General features: G+C 35.0%; 13 protein-coding genes. 4 read left to right on the top strand and 9 right to left on the bottom strand.

Annotated elements, in window-relative coordinates; all coding sequences use genetic code 11:
• Positions 1–215 precede the first annotated feature (215 nt).
• Both GUB10_RS01165 and murA read left to right on the top strand, forming a co-directional pair.
• Positions 216–863, top strand: coding sequence for a DUF4290 domain-containing protein (locus GUB10_RS01165; RefSeq protein ID WP_193709611.1), 648 nt, complete (start codon positions 216–218; stop codon positions 861–863).
• A gap of 18 nt (positions 864–881) precedes the next feature.
• Positions 882–2195, top strand: a complete 1314-nt coding sequence (gene murA / locus GUB10_RS01160) for a UDP-N-acetylglucosamine 1-carboxyvinyltransferase (RefSeq protein WP_193709610.1) — start codon at positions 882–884, stop codon at positions 2193–2195.
• A gap of 77 nt (positions 2196–2272) precedes the next feature.
• On the opposite strand, the gene GUB10_RS01155 is transcribed toward murA, so the two are convergent.
• Positions 2273–3733 (bottom strand): TonB-dependent receptor, encoded by a 1461-nt coding sequence (locus GUB10_RS01155; protein ID WP_193709609.1) that lies wholly within the window; start codon positions 3731–3733, stop codon positions 2273–2275.
• A gap of 106 nt (positions 3734–3839) precedes the next feature.
• On the opposite strand from GUB10_RS01155, the gene GUB10_RS01150 reads away from it, so the two are divergent.
• Both GUB10_RS01150 and GUB10_RS01145 read left to right on the top strand, forming a co-directional pair.
• Positions 3840–4601, top strand: a complete 762-nt coding sequence (locus GUB10_RS01150) for an MBL fold metallo-hydrolase (RefSeq protein ID WP_193709608.1) — start codon at positions 3840–3842, stop codon at positions 4599–4601.
• 1 nt (position 4602) lies between these two features.
• The gene (locus GUB10_RS01145) at positions 4603–5100 is read left to right on the top strand and encodes a hypothetical protein (RefSeq protein ID WP_193709607.1); all 498 of its coding nucleotides are present in this window, start codon (positions 4603–4605) and stop codon (positions 5098–5100) included.
• Here the strand turns inward: GUB10_RS01145 and GUB10_RS01140 are convergent.
• From GUB10_RS01140 to GUB10_RS01105, 8 genes are all read right to left on the bottom strand, one after another.
• A complete protein-coding gene (locus tag GUB10_RS01140; RefSeq protein WP_193709606.1) occupies positions 5097–5756 on the bottom strand; it encodes an alpha/beta hydrolase in 660 nt (219 codons plus the stop codon). The two genes, GUB10_RS01145 and GUB10_RS01140, sit on opposite strands and share 4 nt — an antisense overlap.
• Positions 5757–6083 (bottom strand): DUF4870 domain-containing protein, encoded by a 327-nt coding sequence (locus tag GUB10_RS01135; RefSeq protein ID WP_193709605.1) that lies wholly within the window; start codon positions 6081–6083, stop codon positions 5757–5759.
• A gap of 43 nt (positions 6084–6126) precedes the next feature.
• Entirely contained in the window at positions 6127–7377 is a 1251-nt protein-coding gene (locus GUB10_RS01130; protein ID WP_193709604.1) for a dihydroorotase family protein, read from the bottom strand.
• 89 nt (positions 7378–7466) lie between these two features.
• Entirely contained in the window at positions 7467–9389 is a 1923-nt protein-coding gene (locus GUB10_RS01125) for a BatA domain-containing protein (protein ID WP_193709603.1), read from the bottom strand.
• 43 nt (positions 9390–9432) lie between these two features.
• The gene (locus tag GUB10_RS01120) at positions 9433–10635 is read right to left on the bottom strand and encodes a HAMP domain-containing sensor histidine kinase (RefSeq protein ID WP_193709602.1); all 1203 of its coding nucleotides are present in this window, start codon (positions 10633–10635) and stop codon (positions 9433–9435) included.
• Between the two features lie 61 nt (positions 10636–10696).
• Positions 10697–11911, bottom strand: coding sequence for a GAF domain-containing sensor histidine kinase (locus GUB10_RS01115; RefSeq protein WP_193709601.1), 1215 nt, complete (start codon positions 11909–11911; stop codon positions 10697–10699).
• A 60-nt stretch (positions 11912–11971) separates the two neighbouring features.
• Positions 11972–12736, bottom strand: a complete 765-nt coding sequence (locus tag GUB10_RS01110; RefSeq protein ID WP_193709600.1) for a TIGR02757 family protein — start codon at positions 12734–12736, stop codon at positions 11972–11974.
• A 5-nt stretch (positions 12737–12741) separates the two neighbouring features.
• Positions 12742–13416: an ABC transporter ATP-binding protein gene (locus GUB10_RS01105; RefSeq protein ID WP_193709786.1), complete on the bottom strand. Its 675-nt coding sequence runs from the start codon at positions 13414–13416 to the stop codon at positions 12742–12744.
• Positions 13417–13575: the final 159 nt, after the last annotated feature.

Below are 13575 nucleotides of genomic sequence, written 5' to 3'. Positions count from 1 at the left end.
TTGCCTTTTAGCATTTGAAGTTTCTGTCTTTTTAAATTATTAATTTTTTATCTATCTCGATAATATTTAGTACTTTGCCGTTCTCAACTATCACAGGCGAATTTCTAAAAGGAGGGCCTGAGAGGCATTAAATGGAAGAAATTTGATTTTGAAACAAGCTTCAAGGTGTTTAAGTCTCGATTATCGAATAAAGTATTACCATATAAATTTCAATTTTGACACACGCATTAGAATATAACTCTGAAAGGAGCCACTTAATTATTCCTGAATACGGGAGACATCTTCAAAAAATGGTGGAAAAAGCCGTTGAGATAGAGGACGATAAAGAACGTAACCAGGTTGCAAAATCTATAATTTCTGTAATGGGAAATATGAATCCACATCTACGCGATGTGCCCGATTTTCAGCATAAACTATGGGACCAGTTATTTATAATTAGTGATTTTAAACTCGATGTGGAATCACCTTTTCCCAAGCCCAGTAAAGAATTGTTGGAAAAGCGTCCCGAGATGTTAGATTATCCACAAAATTTCCCGAAATATCGTTTCTACGGAAATAATATCTACCGAATGATAGATGAAGTTAAAGACTGGGAAGAGGGACCTTTAAAAGAAGGTTTGGTTTTAACAATAGCCAACCATATGAAAAAGTCTTATCTAAACTGGAATCGTGATACGGTAGAAGATAGTATTATTTTTGAACACCTTAGAGAACTTAGTGGTGGTAAAATTAACCTTAAAAATGCCGATGAAGATCTTAGTGATGCTTCAAATTTAATTAGAAATAAAAAGAAACACAGCGGTAAAAGCAATCATTCTAAAAAGTCCAACCGTAAAGGAGGATCCGGACGTAAGCGCTACTAAAAAAAACATTTTACTTTCATGGGAACTTTCCAAATTGAAGGCGGGCAGCAACTTAGTGGAGAAATTCAGCCACAAGGAGCCAAAAACGAAGCCCTGCAAACTCTTTGTGCCGTATTATTAACCTCTGAAGAGGTTGTAATTAATAATATACCAGATATTCTGGATGTAAACAAACTGATTAAACTTCTTGAAAATCTTGGAGTTAAAATTAAAAAACTAGGAAAAGGTAGTTATTCTTTTAAGAGTGACGATCTCGATTTAGACTATTTAAGCAGTGCACAGTTTAAAATAGATGGTAGTGGGCTTAGAGGATCTATTATGATTGTTGGCCCTTTATTGGCCAGGTTCGGTAAAGGATTTATTCCAAAGCCGGGAGGTGATAAAATTGGGCGAAGAAGGCTAGATACCCATTTTGAAGGATTTATAAAACTAGGAGCTCAATTTAGATATAATAAAGAAGAACGTTTTTATGGGGTTGAAGCTCCAAACGGACTAAAAGGAGACTTTATGCTCCTGGAAGAAGCATCGGTTACCGGTACAGCCAATATTGTGATGGCGGCTGTTCTTGCCAGTGGTACTACTACTATTTATAATGCTGCTTGTGAACCTTATTTACAACAACTTTGCGCCATGCTTAATGCCATGGGGGCAAAGATAAGTGGTGTAGGTTCTAATCTCTTAACTATAGAAGGTGTAGATTCTTTAAAAGGTTGTGAACACCGCATCCTTCCCGATATGATTGAGATAGGATCGTGGATAGGCCTGGCAGCAATGACTAAGAGCGAAATTACCATAAAGGATGTTCGCTGGGATATGTTAGGTATTATTCCAACTACTTTTAGAAAATTGGGAATAACTATTGAACGGAAAGGGGACGATATTTTTATCCCTGCACATACCAATGGTTATGAAGTACAAAGCTTTATCGATGGTTCTATAATGAATATTAGTGATGCGCCATGGCCTGGGTTTACTCCAGATTTACTTAGTATTTTGCTGGTAGTGGCTACACAAGCGCGTGGTAGTGTACTTATTCACCAAAAAATGTTTGAGAGTCGTTTGTTTTTTGTTGATAAGCTCATTGATATGGGGGCAAAGATTATTTTATGTGATCCGCACCGTGCAACCGTAATTGGGCACGATTTCCAGTCTCAGTTAAAAGCTACTACTATGACTTCGCCAGATATTAGGGCGGGTATTTCTTTGCTTATAGCTGCGCTTTCTGCCAAAGGAACATCTACTATCCATAATATAGAACAAATAGATAGAGGCTACGAAAATATAGAAGAACGCCTTAAAAATATTGGTGCTAAAATAAAGCGAATAGCCTAGAGCTTTCAAAGCTGAAATAAAAAATCCGGATAATTTATATAATCATCCGGATTTTTTTATGCTTAATGTCTAACTTTTTAGGCTTCAGTTTTTGCCTTTTTCTTGCTCTCTTTATAATGAAAAAGATTGTGCTCTTTAATCATCTTTGTGGTTTTTTCAGGCAACATATCTTCCCAACCTTCTTTACCTTCATTAATCATTTGTAATACTTCCCTGGAATAAATGTCAAGGATTTCAGGATTGTAATTTTTAATATCCTCAACCCTGCCATTGTATTTAAAGAATTTATATAATTCCTTCATTCTTGGGTGAACTTTTAGGTTGTCACTGGTAGTAATTTCGCCTGTTTCAGGATCTTTAAGAGGGTAGAGGTAAACCTTAAGGTCTTTAAAGAATAATTTTCCAAAAGCTTCCAGGATCCCACCACTTAAGTGCCTGTAATACTTTTCATCAAATACATCAATAAGGTTATTTACTCCCATACTTAATCCCATTCGTTGTTTTGAATATCTTGAGAAATATTCAACTACACGATAGTATTCCTGGAAGTTAGATATCATTACGGTTTGTCCCAGGGAGCATAAAAGCTCTGCCCTGTCCATAAAATCACGTTCATCTATTTCACCCTCAGCTCTTAAGTTAGAAAGTGTGATTTCAAAAATAACTTCGGTGTTTTCTTTTTCAACCTTACTTTCCTTTAAAAATAGCTCGAGCGAACGCTCATACATATCCATATTAACCTTGGTTACGGGTCTAAAACTTCCGCGAAATGCCAGGATATTTTTTTTGTATAAAATTTTGGCCGGAAGTACGTTATTCCCATCGGGAGCAAACATAACGGCATCTGTCATCCCGTTTTTTACTAATTGTAGGCTCATTAAGCGGTTGTCTACTCCTTCAAACCTGGGGCCGCTAAAATTTATAGTATCAATTTCTATTTGATCTTTGTCTATATGATCGTACAAATAGCGTAGTAGTTTTTTGGGATTATCATATTTGTAATAAGCACCATAAATAAGATTAACGCCCAGTATACCTAAAGTATTCTGCTGATGTCTTGCGTCGTTTTCATGAAACCTTACGTGTAAGCTAATTTCATTATAATCTTCTTCAGGCCTTACCTGATATTTAATTCCTACCCAACCATGGCCTTTATATTTTTTGGCAAAGTCTATGGTCGCCACGGTGTTGGCATAGCTAAAGAATAGTTTATTAGGATGTTTTTCACGGGAAATTCGCTGTTCTATTAAGCCAATTTCATGAGAAAGCATTTTTTTTAATCGAGCTTCAGTTACATATCTTCGATCGTTTTCAACTCCATAAATTGCATCACTAAAATCTTTATCATAAGCGCTCATGGCTTTCGCAATAGTACCCGAAGCACCACCTGCCCTGAAAAAATTTCTCACAGTTTCCTGCCCGGCACCAATTTCAGAAAAAGTTCCGTAGATGTTTTCATTTAAATTAATGCGTAGCGCTTTACTTTTTATAGAGGGAACATTTTCAAATTCCTTATCGCCCATTATTGTAATTGGCATAATTTCTTCTTTAAGTGTGATTTCTTTTTTGTGTATACCAAAGGTACTAAAAACAGTAGGGTATAGAAAAAAATAATCTTTACTTTTGCAGCAAAACATGTAATTCTTGGAAGTAATTTTTTTAGGCACTGGCACCTCTCAGGGAATCCCAATAATTGGTAGTAAGCATCCGGTATGTCTTAGTAAGAACCCTAAAGACAAACGCTTACGTGTATCGGTTTTAGTTAAGTGGGAGGGCAATAATATACTTATAGATTGTGGCCCCGATTTTAGGATGCAAATGTTGGCAAACCCTATAGAAAAACTAGATGCCATATTATATACCCATGAGCATAACGACCATACTGCCGGTTTAGATGATATTAGGCCTTTCTTTTTTAGACAGGGAGATATTCCGGTTTTTGCCCATAAGCGTGTATTAAATTCACTGAGAAAACGCTTTGAATATATTTTTACTTCTACCAATAAGTACCCCGGTGCTCCAGGTGTAATTGAAAATGAAATTGAAAACAAACCTTTTTTCTTTAATGATTTAAAAATTATTCCAATAGATTATAAACATAATCGTTTGCAGGTTTTTGGTTTTAGGCTTAAAGATTTTGCTTATCTCACAGATCTAAAATCTATTGAAGAAAAAGAAATTCAAAAACTGGATGGTGTAAAAGTATTAGTAGTTACGGCTTTACGAATTGAACCACATCATTCTCATCTAAACCTGGAAGAAGCTCTGGCTTTTATTGATCGGGTTAAGCCAGAACGAGCTTATTTAACACATATAAGCCATTTACTTGGCTTTCATGACGAAGTACAGGAAAAGCTTCCTGAAAATGTATTTGTAGCTTACGATAATCTTGAAATCACTCTTTAATATGCGCAAAAATTTAGTACTCTATCTTTTTATTTTTTCTCTTTTGTTTACCATTTTTATCTATGTGAACGATAAAAAAATACTGGATTCTAGAGATGAAACTATTAAGGAATTGAAAAGCGAGGTTGAGCGGCTTGAGTTTGAAAATGATTCTTTAGCTGAAGAAAACGAAGGAACAGCTTATTTTTCTTTGCTCGATAATGAAGATGCGATGAGCTATTTTGAAAATAGGGGAATAGAGGCAGCAACTATTGCCGAAACTATAGAGAATGAACTGATAAGCCAAAATAAGGTAGATAATGATAATGCTTTTGTTCCTTTTGCCGGGATGGAAGGCAGTATGCGTATCAACAAAATCAAGATTTTAAACCATAAATGGATCATCGCCGACTTTACCGATGGAAAGTATTGGGGCGAGGTGTTTTTTACCTACGAGGTAGATGAAAAAGGAAAATTAAACCTTACTGCAGAAAAATCGTTTTTATACCCTGTAAATTAGATTCTCTTTTTAAGCCATTCCCGTAATTCAAAGAAATTTTGCGGGGCTACTCCGTGACCCACCGGAAATTCTGAATAGCTGTTTTCAATATTAAGCGTGTCTAAAACAGGCTTGGTTTTACGGGCCCATTCTACAGGTATAACCTGATCTACCGAACCGTGAGAACAATAAAACGCCAGGTTAGAAAAATCGTTTTTCTCGAACCCCGGTTTTAGTATTCCTTCGTTAATATAACCGCTTAACGCAACTATATTTTTAACCTTATTGGGGTAGGAGAGTGCTACGGCATAGCTTAAAATGCTACCCTGGCTAAAGCCTAAAAGTGTCACATTTTTAGCATCTAACTGGTAGGCTTCAACAGCTTCATCAATAAAATCAACTATTTTCTCACGAGATTCTTTGGCTTGTTCATCATCGCTAAATGTACCTTCCTGGTTATCCCAGTGAATCGCATACCATGCGTTTCCATAAGGCTGCATTGCGTAAGGCGCTTTTACTGAAACCACAAATAATTCATCGGGTAATTCTTCAGCAAAAGAAAAGAGATCTTTTTCATCGCTTCCATATCCATGCAACATTAAAAGCAACGGTGGATTTTCTGAAGCTATTTTAGGTTTTCTAATAAGATGTTGAAGGGAAAGTTCTTTGGTATTCATTTATTGTATTGTACTAAACCATTTTTGAAAATAAGCACCAAGAATTGGTACTTCCTTTTGTTCGCCCTGTATTGCCATCACCAGCCCATAAATACCCAAAACGGCAATAAAAACATAAAAGGCCGATGAAATTAGCCAGCTGTCAAATAAACCAACCAAAACTCCCAGCACGTAAAAAGTAATATGGATACCAAAGGCCTGCCTTATGTGAAATGAAGCAAAAGGGTTTTTATGGTCATTATTCATGAAATAGGCTATTATTGTACCAATAATTGTAACATAGGCCACTATAGCCGCTGTTTTTCCTTCTTCGACCACTGTTTTCATAACTATTAATTTGTAAAACAAAGATATTAAATTTAGCCCGGAATTATAAACCGAAATCCCCCGTTTTAGTAATTATACCAAAGGCTTTACCTTTAAGCGAATAAGATTTAAATATACTGTTTTGCGAGGTTGAAAAAATATGAGCTTCAGTAAATTTATATTGCTTGTCTGGATCAAACAATGTTAAATCGGCAACATTTCCTTCTTCTATTGCTATATCTTTTAAACCAAAACGTTGTTTTCCTTTAGTTAGGATTTCAATCACTTCTTCAGTAGAAAACAAAGTATTTAGGGCACCAAATGCAGATTCCAGGCCAATAGTGCCATATAGTGCATTGTCAAATTCTACTTTTTTGTTTTCAGAGTCGATAGGGTTGTGGTCACTGGTAACCATATCTATAGTGCCATCTTTTACACCTGCAATTAAAGCTTCAGTATCTTCTTTTATTCTTAGGGGTGGTAAAACCTTGGTATTGGTATCAAAATCCTGTAGGAGTTCATCGGTGAAAATAAGGTTATGAACGGCAACACTACAGCTAACGTCCAAACCTTTGTTTTTGGCCTCCCTAATGAGTGCTACAGATTTTTTTGTTGAAATAGTTGGGATATGTATTTTACCACCGGTATACTCCAATAAATAAAGATCTCGAGTAATTTGCAGCTCTTCTGCTAAATTAGGAATTCCCTTTAACCCCAACGAAGTACTACTTTGTCCTTCATTTACCATTCCTTTTCCGGCAATGCGATTTTCTTGAGGGAAGGATTGTACAAGCGCATCAAAATTTTGTGCATATTGAAGTGCTATCTTAAGTAAATTTGGGTTTTTAATGGGGCTTTTATAATCGCCAAATGCTACTGCACCGCCTTGTTTCATATCATAGAGCTCGGCAAGATCCACACCTTCTCCTTTTAGGCTAAGCGCACCTATAGGAAATAGCTTAACCGGGTGATGGGCCGCCTTGGATTTAACCGATGTTATTGCCCCGTTATTATCAATAACCGGAGCAGTATTGGGGTTTAAAGCAATACTGCTAAAACCACTTTTAGCAGCCGTGTCTAATCCGTTTGCTATGGTTTCCCTTTCTTCAAAACCGGGTTCCCCAAAGCTAACACTACTATCAAACCATCCTCTGGAAACATGAAGGTTCTTTTTGTCTATTACCTTATCGACCGTGGTGGAAATCTCTTCTGCAATCTCTTTAATTATTCCGTTTTCAATTAAAATGTCTTGTTTTTTATTGTGGTAAACCGATTGCTTATCGATGATAGTGGCCGATTTTAATAGTAGTCTCATTTCTTTATAAATTTAATCCCAAATCGGGAATTTTATTACGGGCTTATAACCTAATTCCTGTATAGTTTTAAAGTCTATTACCGCACTGGTTATTTTAGATATTTTAAAAGTAGCATCTCTATGATTAAAAATATCAATGCAAAAATAACAAAGCTTTTCCAAAGCTCATTGCTTTGGCTGGCTAGTTTTAGCTCATTAAAATAAGTGTTTATATCCTGGTAAATGTGTATGTTCTTTGCATTTTCGGGGAGAAAATACTCCAAATCACTTTCGTTTCTGGGGGCATTAAAGCTAAGGTAAGCTTTTGGATTTTTATTGTATTCTACGGTATAATTCCCGGATGGGACTTCCAGTAAATCTGTACTTATAACTACCGTGTTACCAAGAGATCTTTGCTTAGGTATAAAATCTATGTTTTCTGAAATAACATGAACAACCTTATCTTTTTGGGCATCGATTGGAATTCTAATTTTTTCATTTTTACCCGTTTCGTAGTATAAATTTGGACTTTTAAAAGCTTTGAGCCCTATATTGTAAATTACAGGAACTATTAAAGGTGAATTTCTGAAATTGGAATTTTTCTCATTAAGGGCTGCTGCAAATAGAAAAACTCCGTTTTCTTCTACTAAAAAACCCGAATTATCCTGAAAAGAAATAATTTTATTTCCATTTTGTACTTTATGGTACGTTTGCACCTTAGGATAATCAAAATTCTCAACTTTTTCCTGGAATACCCCCTGAAGTAACGGATGGTCAAAAGCCAATTCGGTGATTAGGGCTTCTCTTGTTTTTACTTCAGAATATTGGGGAGCATTCAACCTATTAAGAAAGCTATTATAAGAATTAAGATTACTATTAGTTGATGGAATAACTACCAGTGGGACCGCATTACCATGTAGGTTGGTTAAGTTTGTTTGTAATGGCCCTGAAATAGATTCAAGTTCATTCAAGATTATAAGATCGGCAGTGTTTAGTTTATTAAAATCAAGCTGATCTTTTTTAAATATTTCAGTAATAAACTCCGGCTCACTAAGAATACGTCTCAAGAAAGTTGCTTCGGCATTTTTAGTAATAATCACCACTTTAGGAGGCTTAGGCTTATTCAGGCTAAAAAATAAGCTATTGTCATAATCCAAAGAAGCATCTTCAATTTTAATAACACCATTAGGGATTTCAACCTGATTAACTTTAAAGTTTGCGGTTGCAGTGTCAGCCTTCTTAAAGTTTACCGAAGTTTTTGCCAAAAGATCCTCACCACTAAAAAGGGAAACACTTTGGGGGCTATTGAAATTACCGGTGCTGCTTAACAATACCCGAAAATCAATTTCATTCACTTCCCGATGCTTAATGTACATAGAGTCTATACTAATATTTTCTGTGCTTTCTGGAAATACAGGTATAAAGTGATAAGTGTAGCTTGTATCTAAAGATTTATTTATTCCAAGGTTTTTTTGAAAGTCTGAGATAAAAATAAAATCTTTTTCGCGTATAGAATCTTTAAATAATTGCGATGCTTTTAGTTTAAGAGTATTAAAGTCTAAAGGCTTTTGGGTGAATTCCAGGTTTTGAAGCGTAGAAGTTAAATTTGATGAAGTAAGATTTTTAAATTCTTCATTATGGGTAAAAAGGTTTAGCTCTTGCTCTTCTGGAAGATTCTTTATTAAATCCCGAATAGCTGCTGTAAATAGTTCACCGTCTTTACCGCCGGCCTGCATACTGTAAGAATTATCCAGGAAAATTACTTTTTCCCTTGAACCTGTTTTTGGGTTTTTAGCAGGAAAATAAGGCTGGGCAAACGCTAAAATTAAGAAAGTTAGCAACAATGTTCTGCAAGTTAACACCAGCCATTTCTTTAATCGTGAGCTTTTTCTGGTTTGACGAATAACTTTTTTCAGGAATTTTACATTTGTAAAATCTTCTTTTTGAAATTGACGTAATTGAAATAGATGAACAGCCAACGGGATAAGTAGCAAAAACAGTGCGTAAAGAAGTTCCGGCTGTTTAAATTCCATAAGGTTTTAAAAAGTTTTTCAAATATAGGAAATGGAATTTAAGCTAAGGGCGTTTAATCTTGAATTTAAAAGTACTGCCTTTACCTTTTTTAGAAATAACATCTATATTGCCTTGCATTTGCTCTATATGCTTTTTTACAGTAGCAAGACCAATTCCGCTACCGGGATTACCATCCCTATCTTTTACATCTAATGTAGTAAAGAGTTTAAAGATCTTTTTAAAATTTTCTTTTTCTATTCCATTGCCATTATCACTTACTGAAAAACAATAGTGAGTATCTGTGGTTTCAAAACCAATATCTACTTTTCTAATAGTTTTACTGTTATATTTTAAAGCATTGTTTATAAGGTTCATGAAAACCTGGGTAAGTGCGGCCTTATTCACATTTTTTAAAAGTCCGCTATCTGGGTATGTAAATTCTACCTTTTCGTCCCAGCTGTATAAATCAGTAATTTTTTTAAGTAGACCGGGAAGGTGTACGTCTTCAAAATCTTTTTCCAAAATATGATCGCTACGGTAAAATTTTAAAATTCCGTCTACATAATTGCGAAGCGAATAAGAAGATTCTACCAGAAAATCAAGATACTGTTTGCTTTGCTCATCTAGATTTTTTTTGTTTTCTTCCTTTAGTAATTCTGTTAAAGAAATAATATTGGCTAAGGGTGATTTGATATCATGGGAAACCAGACTGGCAAATTTTTCAAGTTCTTTATATTTCTGTTTTAATTTGCGCTGAATATGTTGCAGTTTTGTTTTTTGCTTTCTACTCTCAAAAAGATTCATACACTGGTTAGCTAAAGCCAGTAATGATTTTTTTTGTACCTGATCTAAACTTCTAATTTCTGTGTCAAAAATGCAAAATACAGCTATTGCGTGGCCATTCTCGCTCAGTAAAGGCACACCGGCATAGAAATGGTATTCCTGTGAGTAAATCGCTTTGGCTTTTTCAAAAATTATTGGTTGATCTTTGCTATTAATTATTAAGATTTTTTTCTCGGCCCAAATGGTATGCTCGCAAAAAGTATTTTCTCTGGATATCCTGTCTTGCTGAGCGCCATAAATAGATTTGTACCAAATCTTATTTTTACCAATAATACTAATTTTTGCTACTGGAACCCGGCATATTTGTGCTGCTAAAAAGGTTAGCTGGCCATAATCTTTATCTTCTCCCGAATTAAAGATTGCATATTCAGCAAGAGCTGCCCTACGTGATTTTTCTTTTGAAGAAATATAGTGTTGCTGCATATCTTTTAAAGGTTATAACCTATAAGATAAAAAATCTTTCCCTCTATTAAAAGGATAAGTTTTATGAAAGCTTTCGTCTAATGGAAAAATTAAACCTGGTGCCTTTACCAATTTCAGACTCTATATTTAAATTTCCACCTAAATTGCCAACCAGTCTTTTTACCGTAGACAATCCGATGCCATTTCCTTTATTACCAGAACGATCACTTTTAGCTACAATGGTAAAAAGTTTAAAAATATCTTCTTCTTTTTCCTTCGGAATCCCAATCCCATTATCTTTTACGCTGAAATAATAAAAATCGGGAGTTTGCGAGAACTCAATATCAATTATAATTTTTGGCTTGTCATTATATTTAAGGCTGTTACCCAGTAGGTTTAAAAATATTTGTTCTAAAGCCGCCCGGTTAGAACTAATTATGGTGTTATTTTCCGGTAGGTTTATTATACAATCTTCGGTAATATTTAGAAGGTCTATAATTTCCTCCAATAATTGATGAACATCAAATTCTTCACAATTTGAGGCAGCAATACTATCGCTCTCATAATGGTCTAGAATACTATTTATGTAGCCACTAAGTCTTAATCCGGCTTGTTTTAGGTTTTTTAAATAAGATAAACCTTCAACTCCTAGCTTTTCACCAAATTTAGCTTTAAGAATATCAGCAGTTATAATCATGTTTGCCAATGGCATTTTCATATCATGAGAAACGACACCTGCAAAGTTTTTTAGCATAGCATTATGGTCGTTCAATTCTTTTTTTACATTCTCCAGATAATCATTTTTTCTTTTTAGCTCCAGAAGAATTTCAACCTGTTTGGCAAGAGATTTTAAAGCCTTTTTTTGATTTTCATCTAGTTTGTTGGGTTTGGTATCTATCACGCAAAGTGTGCCTAATGGCATCCTGTTAAAATCCTTTAAAGGCATGCCAGCATAATAAAGAATAGGCTCATTTTTAGCAAGTACAAACGGATTATCTACAAAACGTTTATCCAGTCTTGTATCCTGAACCTCCATTAAATCTTCCGGATTTAAAATCGCATGGCTACAAAAAGAGATATCACGTTTCGAGGAGCATAATTCAGTGCCGTACTTAGACTTAAACCATTGCTCGTGTTCCCCAACCAATGAAATAAGGGAAACCGGTGTCTTGCATATAAAGGAAGCTAATTGTGTGATATTATCAAACTCCTCCTGGGAAGGACTATATAAAATATTAGCATCCTGAAGCGCCTTTAGACGTTGACTTTCGTTCTCAGGAATTGCCGGACTTAACATAAACTAAATAATTGAATTGAAACAAATTTAACTAATTTAATGGATTTTGTTAAATTTTTATTAATATTTTTCAAAAACTCCTAAGCCAAATAGAGCAAAGTCATATTTCACAGGATCAACAGCATCAAGTTCTCTTAATGAACTATCCAGCTCAGTTAAAGCTTTTGCGTCGTTGGCTTTACGTTTTAACAGGTTTAACTTACGTGCTACATTCCCCGAATGCACATCTAAAGGACAGCTTAATTGTGAAGTATTAAGTTTTTTCCATAAACCAAAATCTACTCCCGTTTTATCATTGCGTACCATCCAGCGCAGATACATGTTAATTCTTTTGGCTGCCGAATTTTTGAGGGGATCACTCACATGTTTTTGTGTTCTGGGCTCATGCGGAATTTCAAAGAACTTTTTTTTGAATTCGTGTATGGCCGGTTGCAGCGAATTTTTTTCAGCATTTTTCGTAAAAACATTTTCCATCCCACCATGGTTTTTATAGATGTTTTGCAAAGCTGAAATAAAAAATCTCAGATCTGTTTCGTTAAAGGTGCGATGCACAAAGCCAGATAGGTTTTCGAGATCATTTGTTGAATGATTTGAAACAAAATCATACGGACTCTGGTCTAGCATTTCCATTAACCGATGGGCATTTTTAAGAATACTCTTTCTATTGCCCCAGGCAATTGTTGCGGTAAGAAACCCGGCAATCTCAATATCTTCCTTTTTACTGAACAGATGTGGAATTTGTATTGGATCTGTTTCAATAAATTCCGGGGTATTGTATTGGTCGGCTTTGAAATCCAGAAAAGATTTCAGTTCACTTTTTTTCAAGTCGATTAAATTTCTTTTTTATCAATAATTTTCCCGTCCTGCATGGTAATTTTTCTATCGGCCATATCCGCAAGCTCCTCGTTATGAGTTACGATTACAAAAGTTTGCTCAAACTCATCCCTTAGTTTAAAAAAAAGCTGATGAAGGTTTTCGGCAGATTCTGTATCTAAATTTCCCGATGGTTCATCGGCGAAAATAACTGAAGGATTATTAATAAGTGCACGGGCTACCGCAATACGCTGCTGTTCACCACCACTAAGCTCTCTCGGTTTATGATTAGCTCTGTTTTTAAGTCCCAGGAAGCCTAAAAGCTCCATTGCACGTTCTTCGGCAATTTTCTTTGGTGTATTGTGAATATAAGCCGGGATACAAATATTTTCCAGTGCAGTAAACTCAGGCAGTAGTTGATGAAATTGAAAAATAAAACCAATATTCTTATTTCTAAATTTAGATAATTCCTTTGAAGAAAGTTGATAAATATTGGTATCGTTAATTTTAAGAGAAGATGCTTTATTTTTCTCTGGTTTATCTAAGGTTCCTAAAATTTGAAGTAAAGTTGTTTTACCGGCTCCGGAAGCTCCTACTATGGAGACAATTTCACTTTTCTTAATATGGAGATCAAGACCTTTTAATACGTGAAGGTCTCCGTAATACTTATGAATATTCCTGGCTATAATCATTTGTTGGCTTAATATCAAAATTAAAAGCCCCTCCCGGGCTTTAAGAAATCAAAATAACGCTAAGACTACTATCTTTATTATCTTATTTACGTTTCTTTTAGAATTGGTGAAAATTAGCCAAATTAAGCAGAATGCCCAAGCTAAGAATAGAATATGTTT

Origin of the sequence: Salegentibacter sp. BLCTC, from assembly GCF_015143665.1 — a bacterium.
Taxonomy (GTDB): domain Bacteria; phylum Bacteroidota; class Bacteroidia; order Flavobacteriales; family Flavobacteriaceae; genus Salegentibacter; species Salegentibacter maritimus.
Note: the sequence above shows the minus strand (reverse complement) of the source record. Positions and strands in the feature narration are given on the sequence as shown.